25 protein-coding genes and 1 tRNA gene are annotated in these 20,825 nt (G+C 62.3%); 12 read left to right on the top strand and 14 right to left on the bottom strand.

What is annotated here, in order from left to right; all coding sequences use genetic code 11:
- Window positions 1-79: 79 nt before the first annotated feature.
- Together AC1RCO_RS03575 and AC1RCO_RS03580 are read right to left on the bottom strand one after the other, a co-directional pair.
- Window positions 80-616, bottom strand: a complete 537-nt coding sequence (locus tag AC1RCO_RS03575; RefSeq protein ID WP_492617397.1) for an HD domain-containing protein — start codon at window positions 614-616, stop codon at window positions 80-82.
- A 54-nt stretch (window positions 617-670) separates the two neighbouring features.
- Entirely contained in the window at window positions 671-1,312 is a 642-nt protein-coding gene (locus AC1RCO_RS03580; RefSeq protein WP_492617398.1) for a TetR/AcrR family transcriptional regulator, read from the bottom strand.
- A 93-nt stretch (window positions 1,313-1,405) separates the two neighbouring features.
- On the opposite strand from AC1RCO_RS03580, the gene AC1RCO_RS03585 reads away from it, so the two are divergent.
- A complete protein-coding gene (locus AC1RCO_RS03585; RefSeq protein WP_077934276.1) occupies window positions 1,406-2,014 on the top strand; it encodes an NAD(P)H-dependent oxidoreductase in 609 nt (202 codons plus the stop codon).
- A 606-nt stretch (window positions 2,015-2,620) separates the two neighbouring features.
- Here AC1RCO_RS03585 and AC1RCO_RS03590 read toward each other — a convergent pair.
- The gene (locus AC1RCO_RS03590) at window positions 2,621-3,109 is read right to left on the bottom strand and encodes a P-loop nucleotide/nucleoside kinase family protein (protein WP_015635908.1); all 489 of its coding nucleotides are present in this window, start codon (window positions 3,107-3,109) and stop codon (window positions 2,621-2,623) included.
- Between the two features lie 352 nt (window positions 3,110-3,461).
- Between AC1RCO_RS03590 and AC1RCO_RS03595 the strand changes: the two genes are divergently transcribed.
- The 6 genes from AC1RCO_RS03595 (at window position 3,462) to AC1RCO_RS03620 (ending at window position 7,358) form a co-directional block, all read left to right on the top strand.
- Window positions 3,462-3,725 (top strand): DUF1652 domain-containing protein, encoded by a 264-nt coding sequence (locus tag AC1RCO_RS03595; protein ID WP_015635907.1) that lies wholly within the window; start codon window positions 3,462-3,464, stop codon window positions 3,723-3,725.
- A gap of 268 nt (window positions 3,726-3,993) precedes the next feature.
- A complete protein-coding gene (locus tag AC1RCO_RS03600; protein ID WP_015635906.1) occupies window positions 3,994-4,194 on the top strand; it encodes a hypothetical protein in 201 nt (66 codons plus the stop codon).
- Between the two features lie 356 nt (window positions 4,195-4,550).
- A tRNA-Leu gene (locus AC1RCO_RS03605) sits at window positions 4,551-4,637 on the top strand.
- 634 nt (window positions 4,638-5,271) lie between these two features.
- On the top strand, window positions 5,272-5,904 hold the full coding sequence (locus AC1RCO_RS03610) for a hypothetical protein (RefSeq protein ID WP_492617399.1): 633 nt from the start codon (window positions 5,272-5,274) through the stop codon (window positions 5,902-5,904).
- A gap of 265 nt (window positions 5,905-6,169) precedes the next feature.
- Entirely contained in the window at window positions 6,170-6,490 is a 321-nt protein-coding gene (locus AC1RCO_RS03615; RefSeq protein WP_041752305.1) for a hypothetical protein, read from the top strand.
- A gap of 484 nt (window positions 6,491-6,974) precedes the next feature.
- The gene (locus tag AC1RCO_RS03620) at window positions 6,975-7,358 is read left to right on the top strand and encodes a c-type cytochrome (RefSeq protein ID WP_072441558.1); all 384 of its coding nucleotides are present in this window, start codon (window positions 6,975-6,977) and stop codon (window positions 7,356-7,358) included.
- A 71-nt stretch (window positions 7,359-7,429) separates the two neighbouring features.
- Here the strand turns inward: AC1RCO_RS03620 and AC1RCO_RS03625 are convergent, their stop codons facing one another.
- Window positions 7,430-8,377 carry a hypothetical protein gene (locus AC1RCO_RS03625; protein ID WP_041774280.1) on the bottom strand — a complete coding sequence of 316 codons (948 nt, stop codon included), beginning with the start codon at window positions 8,375-8,377 and terminating at the stop codon, window positions 7,430-7,432.
- 217 nt (window positions 8,378-8,594) lie between these two features.
- Here AC1RCO_RS03625 and AC1RCO_RS03630 point away from each other — a divergent pair, with 217 nt between their 5' ends.
- The gene (locus AC1RCO_RS03630; protein WP_220222770.1) at window positions 8,595-9,194 is read left to right on the top strand and encodes a GNAT family N-acetyltransferase; all 600 of its coding nucleotides are present in this window, start codon (window positions 8,595-8,597) and stop codon (window positions 9,192-9,194) included.
- 60 nt (window positions 9,195-9,254) lie between these two features.
- Here the strand turns inward: AC1RCO_RS03630 and AC1RCO_RS03635 are convergent, their stop codons facing one another.
- The gene (locus tag AC1RCO_RS03635) at window positions 9,255-9,929 is read right to left on the bottom strand and encodes a polysaccharide lyase family 7 protein (RefSeq protein WP_053158956.1); all 675 of its coding nucleotides are present in this window, start codon (window positions 9,927-9,929) and stop codon (window positions 9,255-9,257) included.
- Window positions 9,930-10,198: 269 nt separating this feature from the next.
- On the opposite strand from AC1RCO_RS03635, the gene AC1RCO_RS03640 reads away from it, so the two are divergent.
- On the top strand, window positions 10,199-10,585 hold the full coding sequence (locus tag AC1RCO_RS03640) for an MliC family protein (RefSeq protein WP_019094152.1): 387 nt from the start codon (window positions 10,199-10,201) through the stop codon (window positions 10,583-10,585).
- Between the two features lie 193 nt (window positions 10,586-10,778).
- Here the strand turns inward: AC1RCO_RS03640 and AC1RCO_RS03645 are convergent, their stop codons facing one another.
- Window positions 10,779-11,063 carry a hypothetical protein gene (locus AC1RCO_RS03645; protein WP_015635899.1) on the bottom strand — a complete coding sequence of 95 codons (285 nt, stop codon included), beginning with the start codon at window positions 11,061-11,063 and terminating at the stop codon, window positions 10,779-10,781.
- Between the two features lie 179 nt (window positions 11,064-11,242).
- Between AC1RCO_RS03645 and AC1RCO_RS03650 the strand changes: the two genes are divergently transcribed.
- Both AC1RCO_RS03650 and AC1RCO_RS03655 read left to right on the top strand, forming a co-directional pair.
- Entirely contained in the window at window positions 11,243-11,401 is a 159-nt protein-coding gene (locus AC1RCO_RS03650; RefSeq protein WP_011061701.1) for a hypothetical protein, read from the top strand.
- A 123-nt stretch (window positions 11,402-11,524) separates the two neighbouring features.
- Window positions 11,525-11,845 (top strand): YbjQ family protein, encoded by a 321-nt coding sequence (locus AC1RCO_RS03655; RefSeq protein WP_011061700.1) that lies wholly within the window; start codon window positions 11,525-11,527, stop codon window positions 11,843-11,845.
- A 20-nt stretch (window positions 11,846-11,865) separates the two neighbouring features.
- Here the strand turns inward: AC1RCO_RS03655 and AC1RCO_RS03660 are convergent, their stop codons facing one another.
- From AC1RCO_RS03660 to AC1RCO_RS03690, 7 genes are all read right to left on the bottom strand, one after another.
- Window positions 11,866-12,258 carry a VOC family protein gene (locus AC1RCO_RS03660; RefSeq protein ID WP_019094154.1) on the bottom strand — a complete coding sequence of 131 codons (393 nt, stop codon included), beginning with the start codon at window positions 12,256-12,258 and terminating at the stop codon, window positions 11,866-11,868.
- 88 nt (window positions 12,259-12,346) lie between these two features.
- Entirely contained in the window at window positions 12,347-13,987 is a 1,641-nt protein-coding gene (locus tag AC1RCO_RS03665) for an ABC-F family ATP-binding cassette domain-containing protein (RefSeq protein WP_492617400.1), read from the bottom strand.
- Window positions 13,988-14,165: 178 nt separating this feature from the next.
- Window positions 14,166-15,203: a DNA topoisomerase IB gene (locus AC1RCO_RS03670; protein WP_492617401.1), complete on the bottom strand. Its 1,038-nt coding sequence runs from the start codon at window positions 15,201-15,203 to the stop codon at window positions 14,166-14,168.
- An 80-nt stretch (window positions 15,204-15,283) separates the two neighbouring features.
- The gene (modC, locus tag AC1RCO_RS03675; RefSeq protein WP_492617402.1) at window positions 15,284-16,366 is read right to left on the bottom strand and encodes a molybdenum ABC transporter ATP-binding protein; all 1,083 of its coding nucleotides are present in this window, start codon (window positions 16,364-16,366) and stop codon (window positions 15,284-15,286) included.
- 4 nt (window positions 16,367-16,370) lie between these two features.
- Window positions 16,371-17,051, bottom strand: a complete 681-nt coding sequence (modB, locus tag AC1RCO_RS03680; RefSeq protein WP_015635894.1) for a molybdate ABC transporter permease subunit — start codon at window positions 17,049-17,051, stop codon at window positions 16,371-16,373.
- Window positions 17,052-17,819, bottom strand: a complete 768-nt coding sequence (gene modA / locus AC1RCO_RS03685; protein WP_011061694.1) for a molybdate ABC transporter substrate-binding protein — start codon at window positions 17,817-17,819, stop codon at window positions 17,052-17,054.
- Between the two features lie 174 nt (window positions 17,820-17,993).
- On the bottom strand, window positions 17,994-19,058 hold the full coding sequence (locus AC1RCO_RS03690; RefSeq protein ID WP_370059226.1) for an NAD(P)H-dependent flavin oxidoreductase: 1,065 nt from the start codon (window positions 19,056-19,058) through the stop codon (window positions 17,994-17,996).
- 214 nt (window positions 19,059-19,272) lie between these two features.
- Here AC1RCO_RS03690 and AC1RCO_RS03695 point away from each other — a divergent pair, with 214 nt between their 5' ends.
- Entirely contained in the window at window positions 19,273-19,761 is a 489-nt protein-coding gene (locus AC1RCO_RS03695; protein ID WP_011061692.1) for a GyrI-like domain-containing protein, read from the top strand.
- On the opposite strand, the gene ada is transcribed toward AC1RCO_RS03695, so the two are convergent.
- Entirely contained in the window at window positions 19,713-20,798 is a 1,086-nt protein-coding gene (gene ada, locus AC1RCO_RS03700; RefSeq protein ID WP_492617403.1) for a bifunctional DNA-binding transcriptional regulator/O6-methylguanine-DNA methyltransferase Ada, read from the bottom strand. The two genes, AC1RCO_RS03695 and ada, sit on opposite strands and share 49 nt — an antisense overlap.
- Between the last annotated feature and the right edge of the window lie 27 nt (window positions 20,799-20,825).

Raw genomic sequence — 20,825 nt, forward strand, 5'->3', positions numbered from 1 at the left:
GGCGGCCGTGGATACGCGGCCGGTTTTGCCTGGGATCGCTGCAGTCTACGCGTTCCGAGTGGAGGCTTCTGCTACAGGTCTACAGACGCAGCATGGGAAGGGGGTTCCAGGGACGGGTCAACAGCCGTCTGGCGGACAATTGAACCAGGCGCAGATGAAAGCCGGCATCGGGAAATGCGGCAAACACTCGACGCCGATCCTGGCGCGGTAGACCGAAGCTCAGCATGCCCAGGGAGACATCAATCCAGTCGGCGCGGCGGAAGCCTTCCACCAGGCTATCCGGCTGCGCGGCAGTAGGGGTGATCTTGTGGTGCAGTTCAATCATTGGCAGCACCTCGGCTGCCCATTCCAGCCTGCCGATTTCCTCCAGATAGGCTTCGGCCAGGTGTAACGAGGGTGGCAGGTAGTCGAAGGTCCCGGCGGTCCAGATCCCCAGATCATGAAAGGCTCCGGCAATGGAGAGTTTCTGCAACTGCAGGGCATCAGTGCCTGTAAGCAGGTGGCAGAAGTTGATGACCCGGTACACATGGTTGCGATAGCCGGTGAAATCCTTGCCCAGCTCGCCGCGATAGCGTTGCAGCAGTTCGTCCAGCAGTTCCAGTTGGGTCAATGGCATTGCAGCGTCCTTGCGGTACCCCTTCGGGGCGCGTTTTCAAGAGTCGGTTCACAATTAACGGGAAGCGCCGGATGCCGGCGTGCGTTGCCTGGCGCGGGCTCTTTCGATCATGGCCACGATGGTGTCGCAGAGCTCTTCCTGGGCTTGGCCGAAGCTGATCTCTCCCAGTGTGGCGGCATGGGACAGCGCTTTAGCGGCGCCGAGCATGGCCCGCAGGCCCGCGGTGCCTATCACGGCGCCGTTCGCGAAGGGCTCAAGGGCACCTCGACAGGTTTCCAGGAAGGTGGCCTCGTATTCACGCTTGGTCTGTTCCAGCTCCGGCGAGCTGGCCAGGGCGGCGATCACCCCAGGGATTTCACGGCCCTGGCGTTGCACACAATCCATATAGGACGCGGCAATCACATCGGCGCGAGCCGCCAGCGTGGGGCTGGCAGTCTCCAGCGCCTGCTCCATGAGTGCGGTCTGACGCTGATCGTAGTCCTGGTAGAGGGCCGCCAGGAGTACCGCCCGAGTGTCGAAATGATCGTAGACCACGGGTTTGGTGACACCGGCCTGTTCTGCCAGGTGCCCCAGTGTCAGGGCCTCGGTGCCTTGTTCGCGAACTATCTGCCAGGCCACGCCCATCAACTGCTGCAGGCGCTGTTCCCGTGTCAGGCGACGGCGCGGTGAGGCATCGGGGTTCTGGCGGCTTGACATGCTTATATACCAAAGGTAGGTTATTGGTCGTAACTTACTAAAAGTATATAAATCCTCTGCAATCAGCGCAATGCGCTTGTGGGAGTAGTCGCCATGCACGCACTTCTTGTCTTTGCCCATCACGACCCCAGGTCCCTGACCCACAGCCTTGCCCGGCAGATTGCCGAAGGCCTGGCCGAGTCTGCGGAGCACTCCTTCGAGCTTGCCGATCTCTGGAGCGAAGGCTTCGAGCCGCGCTTCGGCGCTGCAGATATTGCGGTACACAGAACCCAGGTCACCCCTCCTGTGGACGTTCTCGCCGAGCAGGCCCGGATCGATCGCGCTGATGCTCTGGTACTGGTCTATCCGGTCTACTGGTGGTCCATGCCAGCGCTGCTCAAGGGGTGGATCGACCGGGTGTTCAGCAATGGCTGGGCGTTTGATTTCCAGGCCGATGCCAGGTTGGTGAAAAAGCTGGGGCGCCTTCGGGTGCATCTGGTGGGGGTGGCTGGGGCTGATGCCGGTACCTATGAGCGTCACCGCTACCTCGAAGCGATGCAGGCTCAGATTGATCACGGGATCTTCGATTACTGCGGGGCCAGTGTGATGACGTCGCAGTTGCTGTACGAGTCGGAGTCCGGCGCCCAAGCCGCCAATCTGCAAAGGGCCCGGGCTATCGGGCAGGCCTTGTTCAGCGCCCACAGGCTCGCCGAGCCGGTGTAAGGCTTTGCCAGGCATATCCAGAGGGGCAGGGCGGGAAGGGGCGGGCGGTGGTCGCGGTCGGAGGTCGGGCTGGCTCTAGCCCCAGCAGCACCAGGCGAAGGTCGTCAGGCAGAGCAGCAAGGGCAGGGCATCAAGAAATTCATTCATACCGGCACATTCCATTCGGACGGGTGCCGGCAATTTAAGGTGGCTGCTGTTATCTGTCTGTTGCGATTCTGTGAATTTTCAACGCTATTTTGTTGAATGCTTCACGAAGCATTGCAGGTGCGTGGCTGGCACCTTTTTTTCGCGGCTCCAACACTGATGGAGGCCTTCCAGAAATCTGTCCTGAAATCCAAAGACTCAAAAAAATTGTGGATATTTAATGACTTAGGTGATTTTATTTGTGGTTTTTTTCTCAAAATATGTTGTTACAGAATGTACGATTCCGTTACTATAGCCCTGCGTTCACCTACCACGGTTTATGCATTTTTAGCCCCAAGTGTCCATCAGCTACTTGGGCTTTTTTTTGCCTGGAATTTGTCACGGGCCGCTTTTTCCCATGGGCTGGATGCACAGGATTCACGATCGGGCAACTGGCTCACCCGACCGTGACTGCCGATACGCCTAGTGCCGGACGATGTGCAGCCCTTCCTCCTCCTGAGGCGGCACGAAGTAGCGGCTAATCCGTTCGAACTGCTCGTCGCTGGCGGCAAACGGGTGATCGCCCAGACGATTGCGCTCGCGCAGCCTTGCCTTGCACTGGGCTTCATCCACATCCAGTACATGCAATTGATGAGGGGTGCCGGCCTGGTCCGCCAGCGCTCGCAGCCAGGTTCGCTGGGCGACGGTATTGGCGGGAAAGTCCAGGACGACGCAGGTTCCAGCGCGCAACATGGCGATCACCAGCGGTTCCAGCACACTTGCCAGGCGCTGGGCGTGGAGCAGGTAGTCGGCGATCGAATGAATCTGCTCCGGATACAGGCCTGCCAGCCACTGGTCTTCAGAGATCAGGACGCTGCCGTGCGCCTCTGCCAGCTGCCTGGCCAGGGTGGACTTGCCCGAGGCGATCTTGCCGCACAGTAAATGCAGTACGGCGGGTGATGAGTGCTTCATGGTTTTCTCCTGGGGTAGTTGCCTCAGAAGAGTGGTGGTCAACCCCGCCTCCGAGGCGGGTTCTTGACAGCCTGGACGGCCGCTAGCCCACCTTGCTGATGAAGGGGGTAATAATCGCTGCGAGGCCAGGCCGGGGGATCGGGTTCATGTTGTGGAAACTACAGAGTCGCCACGAAAAAAAACAGCCCGGCCATGCACAAGCCTTCATCATTTCGAAGCGCTGAGGCATTGCGCAGGCATTCGATAACTGCGGGGTAGTTAACATTTCTCTGTGTTTTTTCTGATACACAAAAGCGCATACAGGCCTATCCTGAACGGGCGAACTTCACCTCCCCCATACAGGCGAGAAGCCATGCTCTCTACCAGCGAGCTTTGCCACATATTGGAGTCCGGCTTTCTCCCGCTGTCCTGCGCCTGCGCCCTGAACCCCAACGGCTCCCTGACCATCAAGATCTACGATGCAGAGTCGGGCCGGGTGGACTTGCTGCTCACCGGTGTCTCCACTGCCGAACTCACCAGCGTGCGCGACATCTCCAATCTGATTGGCGAGCTGCGTACCGAATTGCGGGCAGGGCGCCGAGCCTTTGCCGGGGCCTTCACCCACTACGCCGGCTGAGGGGGCGGGGAGGCGCGTATTGCTGACAGTTGAACATGTCATTGCGAGGGCATAGCGTTACAGCGTTCGCCCAGTATCTATGACTCTTTACCGGTTCATGGATGGCGAGGTCATCTGTACTGGGCGAACTCCACAGGCGCTTGATGTACGTCTTTCTGGTTATAGCTGTTAACCTCCCTCGCCATTTTCACCCAAGGGTGCGCAACTCGGGCGGTGCTCGAGGCTTTCTGCACCTGGCTTGGTCTTTACCCATTCAAGGAAGGTCTTCATGAACATCGGCAATACGCCTCCCGCCAACTACAGCTACGCCCAACTCTCGAAAGTACTGGAACACAACCGCTCGGTTGCTCAAGTCAAAGGTCCCGAGGCGCCGGTGGAGCAGGAGTTCGCAGCGCATCTGGAGGCCGAGCAGGCGGTCGCCAAGGACGACGCGCTCAAGCTCTCCTTGAGTTTTTCCGCGCAAGCTTGAGGGCTGCCCGGGGAGGAAGCTCTTGCTGGACATTGCTGGCAGGAGCTTCGTCCGAGGCTGTCATTTCAGGATAAGTCTTTAAAAATCAGTTGGTTGGCTTATGGCGCCATGTTAGTCTTGCCGCCGCTGAGGGAATTGGCGAGAGGCCGTGCGGCCCCTGGTTGAACCTCGGGATGACGCTGTAGATCTCTGATTTACCGTGTTTTTTTACCCTCGACAGCGAGTCGGGAACCGGGCTTTTTTGCCGGCTTCGACCTTGCTTCACAAGGACTGGATGTATATATTCCACTCCCTGCTTCAAGCACTGGACGGCCTGATGCCGATTGAATGTTCCAGTGCCGCGTTATCGCGCTACCGCCCGAATGGCGAAACTGGTAGACGCATGGGACTTAAAATCCCCCGCTCGTAAGGGCGTGCCGGTTCGATTCCGGCTTCGGGCACCATCTATTTCAAGGGCTTGCACGGTTTTTTGAGTGAGCCTTACTCTGAATCAACTCGCAACTTCAAATACTGCTCCGCAATTCACTTTGTGGGTGAGACCTTCTTGCCCTTGCGATTGCGCGTGCACTGTTCGGTCATCTCCAAAGCGGGAGGGCTAAATGCGCTGGAAGCGTTTTAAGGTGGCGATCCTGTATGTCGGTGCTGTCCTCATGCTCGTGCAGGCCGGGCGACATTTGGCCGATGGTGCTACAAAGCTCGATAACGTGGGGCCCGCAATCATTGCCTTGGGGATCGCCTACTACTTGATCAGGCGAGCAAGAGCGTGTGCCGGATAGCATGGCGGCAACTTGATCTTGATTGATAGATCACACTGTCACTGGTTGTCGAGTAGGCGGGTAAATCAACTCAGCGCTCGGATACTTGGCATGCTCTTGCGGCAGAGAAGGGCTTGCGCCCCTTCAGCATCGATGAATCCGCTATGTGCGTCTATTTGTTGGCGCCCTGATCGCCAGGTATTTGCCGGTGGTTCTTTGGGGGAAGTTCGCAAGTAGAGGTGGTGAAAAAAGCCTGGTAACTCTAGGCCGAACTATCTGGCAGTAGTGGTACCGTCTACGCTACATCTCTGGAACCTGCTAGATGGATAGTCAAAGTCCACCTCACCGCATCGCAACGCCTCTAGTTGCGTCAAGCGCTGAAAGCCCTGCCGTTCACCCACCTGTTTGGCATCGCGGCCCGGACTTGCTGACCATTGGAAGCACGGGTGCGGCCATTTTGGGTTTCTGCTTTGTGGTGCTTGGGTTGTTGCCGGGCTTGGTGCTGACGATACTGCTCCTTCTCGGGTTCGAAGCGATCCCAGCTGAACCGAGCAGCGATGGGTCTAGCCTCACAACGTCGTTGTTCATCCAGCTCCTGTGTGGGTCTGTTGTGCTCATGGGGCTGGTCTTCGCGTGGATTTTTTCTGCATCTAGAGTGCTGGCCTTCACGTTCGACGAAAACCAGCAACTGCTTACTCTCATGGTCACCCGTCGCGCTCGCAAGCCCGCCGAAGTGCAAGTGCCATTTAGCGACATCATTTGTATCTGCCCTTACGTGCTCGCCAGTTATGACCGCGATGGCCTTTTTAGTGTCGTGTGCCAGGGGCCGAGGGGCAAGGAGTTCGTATATCGATTGGCCGAGGGCACTTCTCTGGAGGAGATGGAGTTTCATGCTGCGTGGTTGCGGGGAATGATAGGGGACCGGATGCAGGAACCATTGAATCTGGATAAATGAACGAAGCACGTCTCTCCAGCCACTATCGAGGTGAGGCGGCTCTGCGCTCGACTGCCCGGGGTGTTTCAAACGGATTCTCGAACGGCCTGCACCGGCCAGGACGAGCGCCAATTGGCATGCTTCATAGGGTGCTGATCGCATCCGGGGCTGGACTGTTCAAACTGCTCCACAGGTCGCCAAACTCTGCAATTCGATCGGGCCGGGATCGTGACGGGGTTGCAGAATTTAGGTAACTTGGCATTTTCCATTCATGGACGACGGATTCATGCCAATCACCAAGCCTTTTGCAAAAATCTCCCTGAGCATCTCCCTGCTGGGCCTCGTAGGCGCTAGCCCATTTTCACTGGCGGACGACACCACTCCGGTGAGCGAGTTGCTGCGTAGCGGCTATGAAGTCAAGGCGGCCTACCAGGCGCCAGCACGAGTCGGCCTGGTGCACTTTCTGATCTTGCAAAAAGGTTCGTCGGCGTTCCAGTGCGTGACCTATGGCGCCGAAATAAAGCCACGTTTCCATGACTACTCCAACACCTACTCTTGTGCTCAAATTCAGGACCTGATTCCCACCCAGCCTAACCTCCGGCAGTAATCCTACAGCGCATTTACGGTTCCATTACCCCTCCAGCCCTTATGGCCAGGGCTGGTGCGGTCTGCTGTTGGGGAGTGCCCGCTCGAAGGTGCCGAGATCAAGGTTGGCGGAGCGGTTTAAGCGTATGGAGGACTACCTCCGAGAAGCCCCCAGTAGTACTTAACGGATGTATTCGCCTGCGGGACGCTTCAACCCATGCATCGGCGTGTGCGATGGGGGAGGCTGTTCTTCCTGGCACGGATCTGGATCCTTCTGGGCAGGAGAGATAGAGCACCGGACACATAACGCTGGTTGCATACACAGTTTTTTTGGGGTGTTTTCCGACCCCGCGGGTGCATAGGAAATGCGGAACTGCGTTTGAGCTGAAGTTCACCTCTGGCAAACACATGTTTATTGCTGACTAAGACTCTCGTTTCAGATGTGAGTCAGAGCGTTGCTGTGCTGCCTCCGGGATTTGATTTCTACAATAAGGCCAGATGCAAAAATGAAAATAAACGCATTGTTCATCGCTTTGCTGGGAGGGCTCATGCTGATTCAAGCAACGCTTTCCTTTGCGGACAATACCAATGGCAAGAGTCTCTATGTGCAACGATGTGCCATGTGTCACGGCGCCGATATCAAGGGAACTGGGCCGCTGGCCAATAAGAGCAATCCTCCTACACCCGATCTGACGACCCCTGCTTTCAAAAAGCGACTCAATGAGTATCCGGGTGTGATTGTGTCGTCGGTAATACTGCGCCCCAATGGAGACTTGATTCCCAGAACTTTGCGGGAGAACGGTGTGAAGGTGCCCCCGCATGCTTGGAGCGTTAAGGATTTTCGCGATTTGAATCAATACATGAGTGACGTGATTTCAAAGACTCGATGAGTTCTTCATATGCGCTGGCATAGCGTTCCAAGAGCCACTTGCTCCGAGACGGTGGCCAATCAATCTTGGCTTTAGCCTTGAGGCTCATCGCTGCCCGGGTCGGGCTGCACCAGGTGCTGCCAGGGAAATACCTGCCGGGCGAAATTCTTCACGTAACCGCCAGTGGTGGCCTGGATCACCATGATCGGCAGTTTGGGTCGCTGGCGCTGCAGGGCTTCGAGTTGTTCCAGGCTCAGGCAGGTATTGCGCAAGCGCAGCGCCCGCAATGGGTCGCACGCGTGGCTGGCAAACAATCTTTCATAGCTGGCAAAAGACGTGATGGCGTGCTCCTCGCGGTCTTTTGCCCAGCTCTGCTGAAGTGCGCTGGATTCGCTGAAATCCAGGCTGCTCAACCGCGGCAGGTTGCTGGAGCCTGCGAGGTTGTCGATAAAACCCTGGGTGTCGAAATGGGCGCCGATACGCAGTTGCGCAAGGTGTGGCAGGTCGACCTGGAAGAAGTCCGCGTTGGGGGCATTGGGCAGGGTCAGTTCGCTGAGGTACGGGGTCTTTGCTACCCAGCGGGCGATTTCACCGGCTTCTTCCATGATGGTGCCGGCCTTCTGGATCAACGAAGCGTTATGGTCCTGAGGTTCGGTGGGGCGAATCGCCAATGACCTGAGGCGGGGAAATTGCACCGCACTGTCCAGCAAGGGGCTGAACTCCCACTCGCGGGTACCGTTCGCGCCTTCATCGGCACCGGAAAACAGCAGCGAGCTGAGGGTGTCCGCCACGCTCTGCTCTGCCAGGCATTCCAGGGTCCAGGCAAAGGGCTCGTCCCATAGCTCGCCGTAGTACTCCAGATGCAGGCCGTCACGCATCGGCGCCAGGGCCAGGTAGTTGTAGTCGCTGGCCCACAATGGGCCGGCGGGGTCTTCGCCGGTGTCGTCGTGCTCGGCGGCCTGCTCCCGAGTGAACTCATGGATGCGTTGCTGCAGGGCCAGCAGCCGCTGGTAGCCAGGGGAAGACAAGGGATTGGACATGGGCTGGATTCCGCGGGTAACGCAGGCGCGGGCCTGCTGGATAAACGCTGGGCATGGTGAGGGCCGATCATAACAAAGCGGCGAGGGCGGCCCGCTGTGAAGCGAGCGCTGGGTGGTACACATTTTTCCAAAAAATAAACTCTGTCGTCAGGACCTGGCCGGACGCTAGGATCCGTCGCCGACCTGCCGGCCTAGTGTTTTCCAGGGGCTCCACAGCATGCAATCAAGGCTACTGCCGTCATCAGCAACCGGGCTCGCGCCCAGGGAAATCACCCTGGATGACGCAGCTCTGTTGCAGCGTTTCTTTGTCGAGAACCCGGAGTATTTCCATATCGTCCACGGTGCAGCGCCGCAGCCGGACGAGGCGCGCGACGAGATCGATGATGCACTGCCAGCGGGCTGGTCCTACACCCACAAGTGGAAAATCGGTTACTTCGACAGTGAAGGGCGCCTGCTGGCGTTCGTCAGCATTGTCAGCGACCTGTTGGCACAAGGAGTCTGGCACATAGGCCTGTTCATGCTGGCTACCCCCTGCCACGGCAGCTCCCTTGCCCGGCAGTTGCACGCTGAGCTGGAGGCCTGGGCTGCGGGCGAGGGCGCACGCTGGCTGCGCTTGAGCGTGGTCCAGGACAATGCCCGGGCACAGGGCTTCTGGAATGCCTGCGGTTATGCCCAGGTTCGTACCCGTGACGGGATCGAGCTGGGGCGCTTGCAGCACCAGGTGCGGATCATGATCAAGCCCCTGGCCGGGGATGCGCTGGCCGACTACCTGGCCCTGATGCCCCGTGATCGCAGCGAGGAGCAGGTACCTTCCTGACAAGGTGCCAGGAGCACCCGGACGGCGTGACTACCGCAAGGCAACCCCCCCAGCCAGGTGCTAGGCGTGGCTGAGCGACAGCTGGCTGATGATGCAGGCCGAGCCATCCTCCGCCGGAGTGCTGGGGGTGAAATCGATCTGGTTGTAGATCCCGCCATGAAAGTCGAATACCTGGCCATCCCAGGTCGAGTCCAGGGCGTGCGGGGGAGAGCTGGCTTGCTGACCATTGCAACTGGCGCCGATGGTGATCAGCCCAGCGTAGGTGCAGTGGATGCTGAGCTGGAACAGCGCGTCGAGCGGGACGCCGCCGAGCAGCGGTAGCGGCCTGGGGTCGGCGCCGTTGAAGCTCTGGCGCAGGGCATAGGTCAGGGTGCCCTTGTCCCAGAACACCTTGACGGCCGGATTCACGTCATCGCGTACATGCATTTGCGCAACCACCACTTTCTGCGCCGAGTTGACCTTGGTCAGGGTCATCTGCTGGCGATTCCAATGATCGGCGGCGCTGCTCAGGGCCCAGTAGCGGGATTCCTTCCACTCGCAGCGGGTTCGATGGGTGCTTTTGCTCGCCGCGCCCCGGGTCGGCGCGCACAGTTGTATCGAGCCATCTGCCAGGCGCGAGATCACGCTCGGGCATTGGGCCAGGGCGAGGTTGCCGTTGAGCTCCAGTGCCAGCGGGTTGCTGGCCGAGGTGGGCAGTGGGGTGGCGATGTCGAGTGTGCTGATGTCTACCGGCATGTGGAGGTTTCCTTGTCGGGGCGGTCGGTGGGCCAGCGTCCAGGGCGATGCTCGCGGCTGCGGGGCCGCGGCATCAGCGGGAGCTGTTTCCCGGAGCGCCCCCGGAGCCGCTAGACCGCGGTGCCGATGTGACTGTCGCCCCCGTTCCTCACCGACCCGCAGTTCTACCTCGAGCTTTGCCGCACCGTGGTCCGAGGGGCTTGATCAGCCTGAACTAAAAACGCCCCTGCCAGTCCCATTGGGCATCTTTGAACGACTGGGGGAACACCATGAAAACTCATCCTGCAATGCTCTGCGCCGCGGTTCTGGCTTCAAGCCAGGCGCTGTTGGCACAGGCTGCCCAGACCACTACCGCCGAGCCGGCCTACCAGAGCCAGGTAGCGCGCTACCAGTGTGAAGGGCAGGTGCGCATCGACGCCGCCTACCTGAACATCGACAACGGCTCCTCGTTTGCCACGCTGTATTACAAGGACCAGTTGATCCCCATGCACATCGCGCGTTCCGCTTCCGGCGCCCTGTACGTGGCGGACGACGAGCAGAACAGCTTCCGCTGGCACACCAAGGGCAAGATGGGGGTGCTCTCGTTCCTGGAGGCGGACCACACCGCCACGGAGCAAACCCTGCTCAAGGACTGCAAGGAACTCGAGCAGGACTGAAAAACCGCCAACGCACTTTCCCGCGGGCAAAAAAAAGCCCGCGGGGAGTGCGGGCGAACGTAGTTGCTTGAATGAGCGAGGCGACTATACACAGCGCTTTTTCGCCGCTGGGTGAAAGAAGTTTCATCTTGCGCCTCAGGGGGCCGGCCTTGCCCAGTCCCGTACTCGGCCGGCACGCTGGCGTGCTTCGGTTTCAGACGAAGGGCTGGCCGTGAAAGCCCCGTGGCAGACGCTGCAGGCCCGGCAGGGCGGTCAGGCGTTCGGTCCAGGCGTTACGCCAGAGTTGGCCGCCATGGCTGGCCTTGGCCTTGCGTGCAGCCCGACGAGCGGCATTGCGCTGGTTGCGTCGGGCCTCCTTGTAGACCTCGGTGTTTCGGCAACTGCGGCATTTGACCCGGTTCAGTTCGCCGGTGGAGGCCAGTTGGGTGCCGTGATGACCGCAGGCCAGATGCCCGGCGACCTTGAAGTGAGTAACCATCGCGTTTCTCCTTCGGAGTGAGTACGGAGCACGCGTCGCGTGTTCGATGCGTCTCCATACTTTTACGACCGCAGGGCACAGGCGACGTTCGTTGTTTTGTCGGCAAACCCCGAGCCAGCGGCAGATCTGTTCTAACCTGCTAAGGCGAGTGAAAAATCCCTTCAGGAAGAGAGGTGGGCATGGCAACGCAACAGCAACGCCCTTACGAGCAGGAACGCAGCGATGAGACGGCACCCTACGAGGTTGAACACAAGGAGCCGCCTCCGCAGACCTGGAAGCATCCGGATGATGGCAAAAGCCTGTCGGAACTGGATGAAGAACGTCCCTTGAAACCGTGACCCACAGCCCCGCTCCAGAGCGGGGCTGTCGTTTGTGGCAAAGCCTTGGGCGGGCTCTGTTACCATCCCCGGTTTTGCCGCCCCGAAGCGCCGGGGCGAGTGGTCCGTTCAAGGGAGAAACACATGATTGTCACCACCACCGCCCATATCGAAGGCCGGGAAATTGCCAGCTACCTGGACATCGTCAGCGCCGAATCGGTCCACGGCATCAACGTGGTCCGTGACCTGTTCGCCGGCATGCGCGACTTTTTCGGCGGCCGCTCCCAGACCCTGGAGCGCGCCCTGAAGGAAGCGCGGATACAGGCCACCAATGAAATCAAGGAGCGCGCCCGGCAATGCAACGCCGATGCGGTGGTCGGCGTGGATTTCGAGATCAGCATGCCGGCAGGGCGCGGTGGCATGGTAGTGGTCTTCGCCACCGGCACCGCCGTCAGGCTCAAGTAGCGTTCAACGCCTCCGGGCGTTCAGGGCGCGACCGGGGTGCACAGCTCCACTAAAGTGCCGTCCGGGCAGCGCACATAGGACACCGTCTGCCCCCAGGGCTTGCTTGTGGGGGGCGCCAGTTCCCGGGCACCGTGCTCCAGGGCCCGGGCATGGGCCGCCTGCACGTCTGCGGTGACCAGCCCCAGTTCCATGCCCAGGGGCCTGGGCGAGGAGTGAGCCGCCACATGGCCGGCCGGGAAATTCATTTCTGCCAGGTCATGGTCGGCGAAGGCCAGGGTAGTGCTGCCGGTTTCCAGCTCGCCATAGGTGCCGGATTCGTGGAGAAACCGCCGCTTGAAACCAAAGGCCTGCTCGAAAAAGCGCAAGGAACCTTCGACTTCGGGTACGTAGATGATGGTGTATCCGAACTGCATGGCGTGACGCTCCTGTCCATGGATTGTGAGGCGGCGAATCTAGCACGGGCCTGCGGCTGCGCAGGGCCCGTCGTTGTAAGCCGCTGTTTCATGGCTGCTGCTCCCTGAGGTGCCAGCCCAGGGCCGAGCATTGCAGCTCATGGGTCGGCGCCAGGGCCTGGAGAAAGGCCTGATCGTGGGAGGCCACCACCAGGGCCCCGGGAAAGTCCCGCAGGGCGCATTCGAAGGCCTGCACCGATTCCAGGTCCAGGTGGTTGGTGGGTTCGTCGAGCAACAGCAGTTGGGCTGGGTTGCCGCCCCACAGGGCCAGGGCCAGGGCGGCTTTCAGGCGCTCGCCGCCGCTCAGTTGCGCGCAGGGTTGCAGCACCCGCCGGGCATCCAGTTGCAGGCGTGCCAGGCGGGTACGCAAGGCGCTTTCCTCCAGGGGCGTGGCGGCGTTGCCCAGTTGTTCGAGCAGTGAGTGTGCGGGATCGAGTTGCGCCAGATGCTGATCCAGATAGGCACTGGCTACCGCCACTCGGCATTCGCCGCTCAGTGGCTGCAACTGGCCGGCCAGCAGTTTCAGCAAGGTGGACTTGCCGCAGCCATTGGGGCCGACCAGGGCGATGCGCGCCGGGCCGACGACGTTGCAGGTGAGGCGGCTGGCCGGGGCTTGCGGGTCCAGCCAGGGCAGTTGCGCCTGCAGCAGACTGAATACCGGCTGGCCGGCCTGCAAGGTGGTGGCGGGCAGAGTGAGCAAGGTCGGTGACTGCGCGCCGACCCGGGCAAAGGCGTCGCGCACCTGCTCGTCGAGCTCGCTCTTGTGCCCCTGATGGGCGTGGCGTACCTGGCCCATGATGTCCCGCGCGGCGCCGAGCAGCTTGGCCCGTTCGAAGCCTGAGACGTTGGCGGTCTTGGCGTGCCGGCGCGAAGCCGCGGCGTGGCGCTGGATGGTGTCGTGTTCCCGTTGCAGGCGCTTGTGCTCGCGGCTGCGCTGGGTACGCGCATGGTCCAGCGCCGCCTGCGCCGCCTCGCTGTGGGCCTGGCGCTGCGCCTGGTACAGCGCATAGTTGCCGCCATAGACCTGGGCGCCCTGGGGGCCGAGTTCGACGATGCGTTGCACCTGCATGAGCAACTGGCGGTCATGGCTGACCAGGATCAGCCCGCCACGCCAGCCTTGCAGTTGTTCCGTCAGCCAGCGCCGGCCGTGGCGGTCCAGATGATTGCTGGGCTCGTCGAGCAGCAGCAGGTCGGCGGTGCCCAGCAGGGCGCCGATCAGCACCACCCGGGCCAGTTGGCCGCCGCTGAGGACGTCCGCCGGGCCCTGCGGTTCCACGTGCTCCAGGCCGGCTTCATCCAGGGCCAGGCGCAGGCGCTGGGCCAGGTCCCAGCGATCATCCACCCGGTGCAGGTCTTCCAGGCTGGCGCTGCCGTCGGCCAGGCGCTGCAGGGCGCCCAGCGTCTCGGCGAGGCCGGCGACCTGGGCCACGCTCTGCCCCGGCTGTACCTGCGGGTCCTGGGGCACATAGGCCACGCTGGCAGTGTGGCTGATGCTCCCGGAGGAGGGTTGCAGCTCGCCGGCGATCAGGCGCAGCAGCAGGGACTTGCCCACGCCATTGCGCCCGACGATGGCCGTGGGCAGGCGATCGAAACTCAGGTTCAGGGCATCAAGCAGGGTTTCGCCATTGGCGAATTGATAGGTCAGCTGGTTCAGGGAAACCAGTGCGGGCAGCCGGGTGACGTGAGCCATCAGCACCTCCGGAAAATGTGGCAACAGGCCAATGAGCGCTAGCAGTGCTCATCGCGGATACATTTTTGGAAGGCTTAGTTGTTCACGTCGGCAATCGTCCTTGGACGGGAAAGAAGGTGCGTAGCCTAACCTCAGAATTCTCTGGCTGACAAGTACGCAAATTCGAAGGTGGCCGTCGTCAGGCAGGTTGGGCCTCCTTCGCCAGGCGCCGCAGAAAGTTCGCCAGGCCCGCTTCCTCGGCCTTCAGGCCCTGGCGTGCCCGGGCCTTGGGCAACTGCGCCAACTCACCGAGGACGAAGCGCTCCAGCAGCGCCGGATGGATGTAGCACTTGCGGCACACCGCCGGAGTGTTACCCAGTTCCCGGGCCACTTCCTTGACCGTTGCCACTATGTGTCTCTTCGCCTCGGCGTGGGGCTCCCAAGGCTGCTGGCGCAACCGTTCCAGGGCCAGGACGCTGCCGGCCCAGGTGCGGTAGTCCTTGGCGGTGAAGTCGGCTCCGGTCAGTTGCTGCAGGCAGGCGTTGATGTCCGACGAGCTGACGTGGTGCCGTTGACCGTCTTCGTCCAGGTACTGGAACAGCTGCTGCCCAGGCAACTCCAGGCAGCGCTTGACCACCCGTGCCAGGCGCGGGTCCTTGACGGTGATCTGGTGCTCGACCCCGCTCTTGCCACGGAACTGGAAGTGGATGGCGCTGCCGCTGACCTGTACATGGCGGTTGCGCAACGTGGTCAGGCCGTAGGAGCGATTGTCCCGGGCATACTGGCTGTTGCCCACGCGGATGAGGGTTTCATCCAGCAGCAGGATCAAGGTGGCCATGACCTTTTCCCGGCTGAAGCCTGGCACCGCCAATTGCGCCTGCAACTGCCGGCGCAGCTTGGGCAAGGCGTTGCCGAACGCCAGCAGGCGAGCGTACTTGTCACCGTCGCGCACTTCGCGCCAACGCGGGTGGTAGCGGTACTGCTTGCGGCCCCTTGCGTCGCGGCCGGTGGCCTGCAGATGGCCCTTGGGGTCGGGGCAGATCCACACCTCAGCGTAGGCCGGGGGAATCGCCAGGGCGTTGATCCGCTGTACCTCGGCGGCCTGGGTAAGGCGCTGGCCCTGGGCGTCGTAGTAGACGAACTTGCCCCGCAGCTTGCGCCGCCGGATACCCGGCTGGCGGTCGTCGGTGTAGTGCAGGTCGGCGGGCAGGGCGGGAGTATCGCAAGCGTCGGGCATGGCGGCAGGTCCTGGGCAAAGTGCGGGCCGGTAGACCATGGACCGCGGTCTCGGCCAAGGGTGCCGATTTTCTCTGCGGGTTACGCCAGGACGGCCACTGCCTTGATCTGTGCCCAGAGTTGCTGCCCGGGATGCAGGCTCAACTGGTCCCGGGAGAAGCGAGTGATGCGCGCCAGCAACGGGCTGCCCGCCACGTCCAGACGCACCAGCACATGGGCGGCGTTGTCCGCGGGGATTTCGTCGCGCACCGTTACCGGCAGGCGGTTGAGGATGCTGCTGCGCTCGCTGTCCTGCAGGCTCAGGCTGACGTCCCGGGCCTGGACCTTGAACCGCAAGGCCTTGCCCAGTGCCAGAGGCTCGTGGGCCACGCGGATAGTCAGCTGGCTGCCGGGCAGTTGCAGGGTCAGCAACTGGTAGTCCGGGTCGTAATGGCTGACCCGGCCTTCCACCACCACGCCCGCGTCGTCACCCAGGGCCAGGGGCAGGTCCAGGCGCGCCAGGGTCTCGCCCACGGGGCCGCTGGCCAGGGCCCGGCCATCGCTGAGCAGGACGATATGGTCGGCCAGGCGCGCCACTTCATCCTGGGAGTGGCTGACGTACAGCACCGGGATATCCAGCTCGTCGTGCAAGCGTTCCAGGTAGGGCAGGATCTCGCTTTTGCGTTTCGAATCCAGGGCCGCCAGGGGCTCGTCCATCAGCAGCAGCCGCGGGCTGGTGAGCAGCGCCCGGGCAATGCCGATGCGCTGGCGCTCGCCGCCGGAAAGGTGCTGCGGGTGGCGCTGCAGCAGGTGGCCGATGCCCAGCAGTTCAGTGGCCTGGGCCATGTCCACCCGGCGCTGTGCCTTGGCAATGCGCCGCAGGCCGAATTCCAGGTTGGCTTGCACGGACAGGTGGGCGAACAGGCTGGCCTCCTGGAACACATAGCCCAGGGAGCGCTTGTGGGGCGGGACGAACAGCTTGCGCTGGCTGTCCTGCCAGACTTCGTCGTTGATCTGGATGCGCCCGCGGCCGGCTTTTTCCAGGCCAGCGATGCAGCGCAGGCAGGTGGTCTTGCCCGAGCCCGAATGTCCATACAAGGCTGTTACCCCGCGCCCTGGCAATTGCAGGTCGAGATCCAGGGCAAAGTCGTGGTAGCCCAGGTGCAGCTTGACGTGAATGCTCATCGGCTCAGCTCCAGCCGGCTTTGGTCTTGCGGCTGGAGTACAGCGCCAGCAGCACCAGGAACGAGAACACCAGCATGGCCCCGGCCAGCCAGTGGGCCTGGGCGTATTCCATGGCCTCGACGTGATCGTAGATCTGCACCGAGACCACTCGGGTCTTGTTGGGGATGTTGCCGCCGATCATCAGCACCACGCCGAACTCGCCGACGGTGTGGGCAAAGCCGAGGATCGAGGCGGTGATGAAGCCTGGCCGCGCCAGGGGCAGGATCACCGTGAAAAAGGTGTCCCAGGGGTTGGCGCGCAGGGTTGCGGCCACTTCCAGGGGACGGCTGCCAATGGCAGAAAAGGCATTTTGCAACGGCTGTACCACGAAGGGCATGGAGTAGATCACCGAGCCCAGCACCAGGCCGGCAAAACTGAACGTCAGGGTGCCCAGCCCCAGGGACTGGGTGAACTGGCCGAAGAAACCGTTGGGCCCCAGGGCCAGCAACAGGTAGAAACCTATCACCGTGGGTGGCAGCACCAGGGGCAGAGCCACCACGGCGCCGATCGGCCCCCGCAGCCAGGAGCGGGTGCGCGACAGCCACAGGGCTATCGGAGTGCCGACCACCAGCAGGATCAGCGTGGTCAGGGACGCCAGCTTGAGGGTCAGCCAGATGGCGGAAAAATCGGCACTCGACAGGCTCATTTACAGTTGGTAGCCGTAGGACTTGATCACCGCGGCGGCTTTTGGCCCCTTGAGGTAGTCCACCAGTGCCTTGGCGGCCGGGTTGTCCTTGCCCTTGTTGAGGATGACCGCGTCCTGCTTGATCGGGTCATGCATCTGGGCCGGGACGATCCAGGCCGAACCGCTGGTGACCTTGCCGTCCTTGTAGATCTGCGACAGGGCGACGAAGCCCAGCTCGGCATTGCCGGTGGAAACGAACTGATAGGCCTGGGTGATGTTCTGGCCTTCGACGATCTTGTCCTTGACCTTGTCGGTCAGGCCCAGCTTGGCCAGTACCTGGGTTGCGGCCAGGCCGTAAGGTGCGGCTTTCGGGTTGGCGATGGACAGATGCTGGTACTGGTTGTCCTTGAGCACCTGGCCCTTGGCGTCGACGTAGCCGTCCTTGGCCGACCACAGGGCCAGGGTGCCGATGGCGTAGGTGAAGCGCGAGCCCTTGACGATGTCGCCTTCGCTTTCGAGCTTTTGCGGGGTGCTGTCGTCGGCCGAGAGGAAGACTTCAAAAGGCGCGCCGTTCTTGATCTGGGTATAGAACTGCCCGGTAGCGCCGTAGGCGGCCACCAGTTTGTGCCCGGTGTCTTTCTCGAAGTCGGCGGCAATCGCCTGGATCGGTGCGGTGAAGTTGGCGGCCACCGCGACCTGTACTTCATCGGCCTGGGCCGAACCCAGGGCGAAGACAGCGAGCAGGGCGGCGAGGCAAGTCGGGGCAAAACCTGAGGCGCGAAGGTTCATCAAACAGCTCCATTGGGGGGACGGATGCGTTGGGCAGTGAGTTATTGGAAGGGGCCTGCACCAAGGCGAGGGGGAATCGCTATATAGCGGAATATATAGCGATTTGTCGATGAACGGAACTCTGTTGCCAGCGCTTGTTGCCCGGGCCGCGATGTGGATCGCGGCTCTAGTGAATCAGCGTCTGCGCAGTTGTGCCAGGGTTTGTTCGGCCAGGCGCAGGGTCAATTCGTAGGCGGGCAGTTCCACCCCCAGGCGCAGGGCCTGGCCGGACCAGAGGTTGGCGAAGTCCGCCTCGTCCTTGGCACGCAGCGGCATCAAGGCGCCGCCGGCCCGGGGGAAGGCCGGCGCCAACGGGCTGATGGGGCCGATTTCGCGCATGACGCGGTTGACGATGCCCCGGGCCGGGCGCCCGGTGAACAGGTTGGTCAACGCGGTTTCGCTTTCCTTGGCGTGGCGCAGGGCATGGTGGTGGGCGGCGCTGACCTTGGCTTCCGGAGTGAACAGGTAAGCGGTGCCCAGTTGCACCGCCGAGGCTCCCAGGGCCAGCGCCGCGACGATGCCCCGGGCATCGCCGATGCCGCCGGCGGCAATCACCGGCAGTTGCACCGCGTCGACGATCTGCGGCACCAGGGCCATGGTGCCGACCTGGCTGTTGAGATCGTCGCCGAGGAAGATTGCCCGGTGGCCGCCGGCTTCGTAGCCCATGGCGATGATCGCGTCGCAGCCGCGCTCCTCCAGCCAGAGCGCTTCATCGACGGTGCTGGCCGAGGACAGCACCTTGGCTCCGGTGGCCTTGACCCGGGCCAGCAACGAACGCTCTGGAAGGCCGAAGTGGAAACTCACGACTTCAGGGCGCAACTCTTCCACCAGTTGGCAGGTGCTCTCATCGAAGGGCGCGCGGTTGCTGACCGGGGTCGGAGCATCGAAGTCGGCGCCCAGCTCGCGATAGTAGGGCTCCAGGGCGTTCTTCCAGCGTTGCTCGTGTTCGGCATCGACGGGCTGCACCTGGTGGCAGAAGAAATTCAGGTTCAACGGGTTCTGCGTGGCTGAGCGAATCACCTGTACTTCCTGGCGGATCTGCCCGGCGTCGAGCATGGCGCAGGGCAGGGAGCCCAGAGCACCGGCCCGGGAGGCGCCGATCACCATGGCGGAGCCGGAGGGGCCGGCCATGGGCGCTTGGATGATGGGCAGGGCGATACCCAGCAGGTCTAAGAGGCGGCGATCAGTCCATTGGCTCATTTGCGGGAATTCTCCGTCGGCAGGTTTAGACGATGCAGCCCGTGGTTTTTATCAGGAGATGGCGCCCCGAGGCCAGCTGACTTTTCCACGGGGCTCGATTCCAGGCCTTTGCAACCGATACGGCGGCCGCTGCCGACGGCTGTCGGCGGCGTCGATCCGGCGCTAGACTGCGGCGGATATTTTTCCTCATCGCACCCCTCAAGGAAGGCTGACCATGGATGTAAAACTGCGTGAAGTACTGCCGTTCAGCGTTGCAGGCCTGCAAGTAAGGACCCTCAACGCCGCCGAGCAACAGGCCGACAGCGCACGGATCGGGCCGATGTGGCAGCGCTTCTATGTCGAGGGGCTGTTCGACAAGATCAGCCCTCGCCAGGCTGATTCGTTCGTCTATGGCGTCTATTCCAACTACGAGTCCGATGCCAGCGGGCACTTCGACGTGACCGCCGGCGTGGCGCTGGAAGGTGCCTGCGCCGACTACCCGAGCGTGGCTGTCCAGGGCGGGGACTACCTGGTGTTCAGTGCCAAGGGCGCTATGCCCGATTGCGTGATCCAGACCTGGGGGCTGATCTGGGCCTACTTCCAGGACAACCCCCAGGTCCGGCGCGCCTTCGCCACGGATTTCGAGGTCTACACCAGTGCCGATTCGGTGGCGATCTACATCGGCATCGAGGCCTCGCAGGCCGCTTCGCGCTCCAGCAACTGACGCTTGCGTTCCACACCCCAGCGGTAGCCCGAAAGGCTGCCGTCGCTGCGTACCACCCGGTGGCAGGGAATGGCCACCGCCAGGCTGTTGGCCGCGCAGGCCTGGGCCACGGCGCGCATGGACTTGGGCGCGCCAATGCGCTGGGCAATTTCGGCGTAGCTGGCGGTGCTGCCCAGAGGAATGCTCCTCAGGGCCTGCCATACCCGCTCCTGGAACACCGTGCCCTGCAGATCCAGGGGCAGGTCCAGGCCAATGGCCGGGGCCTCGATAAACCCCACTACCTGGGCGACCAGGCGCTCGAAATCGCGGTCGGCACCGATCAGGTTGGCCCGGGGGAACTTGTCCTGCAGTTGCTCCAGCAGCGGGCCGGGTTCATCCCCCAGGAGAATCGCACACACACCGCGCGCGCTTTGCGCCACCAGTATTGCCCCCAGGGAACACTGGCCGAGGGCGAAGCGGATATCGGTGTTGGGGCCGCCGGCGCGGTAGTCGCTGGGCGTCATGCCCAGCAACTGGTCGGCCGCTTCGTAGAAACGGCTGTTGGAGTTGAAGCCGGCGTCATACAGGGCTTCGGTGACCGACTGGCCGCGTTCCAGGTGGGAGCGTACCTTGCGTGAGCGTTGCGCGTTGGCATAGGCCCGGGGGGTCAGCCCGGTGGCGGCCTTGAACACTCGGTGAAAGTGATAGCTGCTCATGCCGGCCTGCTGCGCCAGCTGGCCCAGGCTGGGCGGTGTATCGGCGCCCTCGATCTGCCGGCAGGCCAGCGCCACCAGCGAGGCATGGTGCGCCGCGACCTGGGTCTGGTCACTGGCCAGGCGCTTGCTCGGGCGGTAGCCGGCGGCTTCGGCTTGCTCGGCGCTGTCGAAGAATTCGACATTCTCGGCCTTGGGCAAGCGCGACAGGCTGCTGGGGCGGCAATAGACGCCGGTGGTGCGCACGGCGTAGACAAAGCTGGCGTCGGCGCTGGCATCGCGCTTGAGCACGGCTTGCCAGCGGGGGTCCTGTTCGATGCGGTGCTTGCGCGACAAGGCGGTCATGGTCGGTACTCGGTAAGCGATGGCGGC

The sequence above is a fragment of the Pseudomonas sp. GW823-FHT03E05 genome (assembly GCF_058796855.1).

Coding starts and splice junctions, on each gene's coding strand:
- AC1RCO_RS03575 (WP_492617397.1), bottom strand. CDS start 616: ATGCCATTGACCCAACTGGAACTGCTGGACGAACTGCTGCAACGCTAT.
- AC1RCO_RS03580 (WP_492617398.1), bottom strand. CDS start 1,312: ATGTCAAGCCGCCAGAACCCCGATGCCTCACCGCGCCGTCGCCTGACA.
- AC1RCO_RS03585 (WP_077934276.1), top strand. CDS start 1,406: ATGCACGCACTTCTTGTCTTTGCCCATCACGACCCCAGGTCCCTGACC.
- AC1RCO_RS03590 (WP_015635908.1), bottom strand. CDS start 3,109: ATGAAGCACTCATCACCCGCCGTACTGCATTTACTGTGCGGCAAGATC.
- AC1RCO_RS03595 (WP_015635907.1), top strand. CDS start 3,462: ATGCTCTCTACCAGCGAGCTTTGCCACATATTGGAGTCCGGCTTTCTC.
- AC1RCO_RS03600 (WP_015635906.1), top strand. CDS start 3,994: ATGAACATCGGCAATACGCCTCCCGCCAACTACAGCTACGCCCAACTC.
- AC1RCO_RS03610 (WP_492617399.1), top strand. CDS start 5,272: ATGGATAGTCAAAGTCCACCTCACCGCATCGCAACGCCTCTAGTTGCG.
- AC1RCO_RS03615 (WP_041752305.1), top strand. CDS start 6,170: ATGCCAATCACCAAGCCTTTTGCAAAAATCTCCCTGAGCATCTCCCTG.
- AC1RCO_RS03620 (WP_072441558.1), top strand. CDS start 6,975: ATGAAAATAAACGCATTGTTCATCGCTTTGCTGGGAGGGCTCATGCTG.
- AC1RCO_RS03625 (WP_041774280.1), bottom strand. CDS start 8,377: ATGTCCAATCCCTTGTCTTCCCCTGGCTACCAGCGGCTGCTGGCCCTG.
- AC1RCO_RS03630 (WP_220222770.1), top strand. CDS start 8,595: ATGCAATCAAGGCTACTGCCGTCATCAGCAACCGGGCTCGCGCCCAGG.
- AC1RCO_RS03635 (WP_053158956.1), bottom strand. CDS start 9,929: ATGCCGGTAGACATCAGCACACTCGACATCGCCACCCCACTGCCCACC.
- AC1RCO_RS03640 (WP_019094152.1), top strand. CDS start 10,199: ATGAAAACTCATCCTGCAATGCTCTGCGCCGCGGTTCTGGCTTCAAGC.
- AC1RCO_RS03645 (WP_015635899.1), bottom strand. CDS start 11,063: ATGGTTACTCACTTCAAGGTCGCCGGGCATCTGGCCTGCGGTCATCAC.
- AC1RCO_RS03650 (WP_011061701.1), top strand. CDS start 11,243: ATGGCAACGCAACAGCAACGCCCTTACGAGCAGGAACGCAGCGATGAG.
- AC1RCO_RS03655 (WP_011061700.1), top strand. CDS start 11,525: ATGATTGTCACCACCACCGCCCATATCGAAGGCCGGGAAATTGCCAGC.
- AC1RCO_RS03660 (WP_019094154.1), bottom strand. CDS start 12,258: ATGCAGTTCGGATACACCATCATCTACGTACCCGAAGTCGAAGGTTCC.
- AC1RCO_RS03665 (WP_492617400.1), bottom strand. CDS start 13,987: ATGGCTCACGTCACCCGGCTGCCCGCACTGGTTTCCCTGAACCAGCTG.
- AC1RCO_RS03670 (WP_492617401.1), bottom strand. CDS start 15,203: ATGCCCGACGCTTGCGATACTCCCGCCCTGCCCGCCGACCTGCACTAC.
- modC (WP_492617402.1), bottom strand. CDS start 16,366: ATGAGCATTCACGTCAAGCTGCACCTGGGCTACCACGACTTTGCCCTG.
- modB (WP_015635894.1), bottom strand. CDS start 17,051: ATGAGCCTGTCGAGTGCCGATTTTTCCGCCATCTGGCTGACCCTCAAG.
- modA (WP_011061694.1), bottom strand. CDS start 17,819: ATGAACCTTCGCGCCTCAGGTTTTGCCCCGACTTGCCTCGCCGCCCTG.
- AC1RCO_RS03690 (WP_370059226.1), bottom strand. CDS start 19,058: ATGAGCCAATGGACTGATCGCCGCCTCTTAGACCTGCTGGGTATCGCC.
- AC1RCO_RS03695 (WP_011061692.1), top strand. CDS start 19,273: ATGGATGTAAAACTGCGTGAAGTACTGCCGTTCAGCGTTGCAGGCCTG.
- ada (WP_492617403.1), bottom strand. CDS start 20,798: ATGACCGCCTTGTCGCGCAAGCACCGCATCGAACAGGACCCCCGCTGG.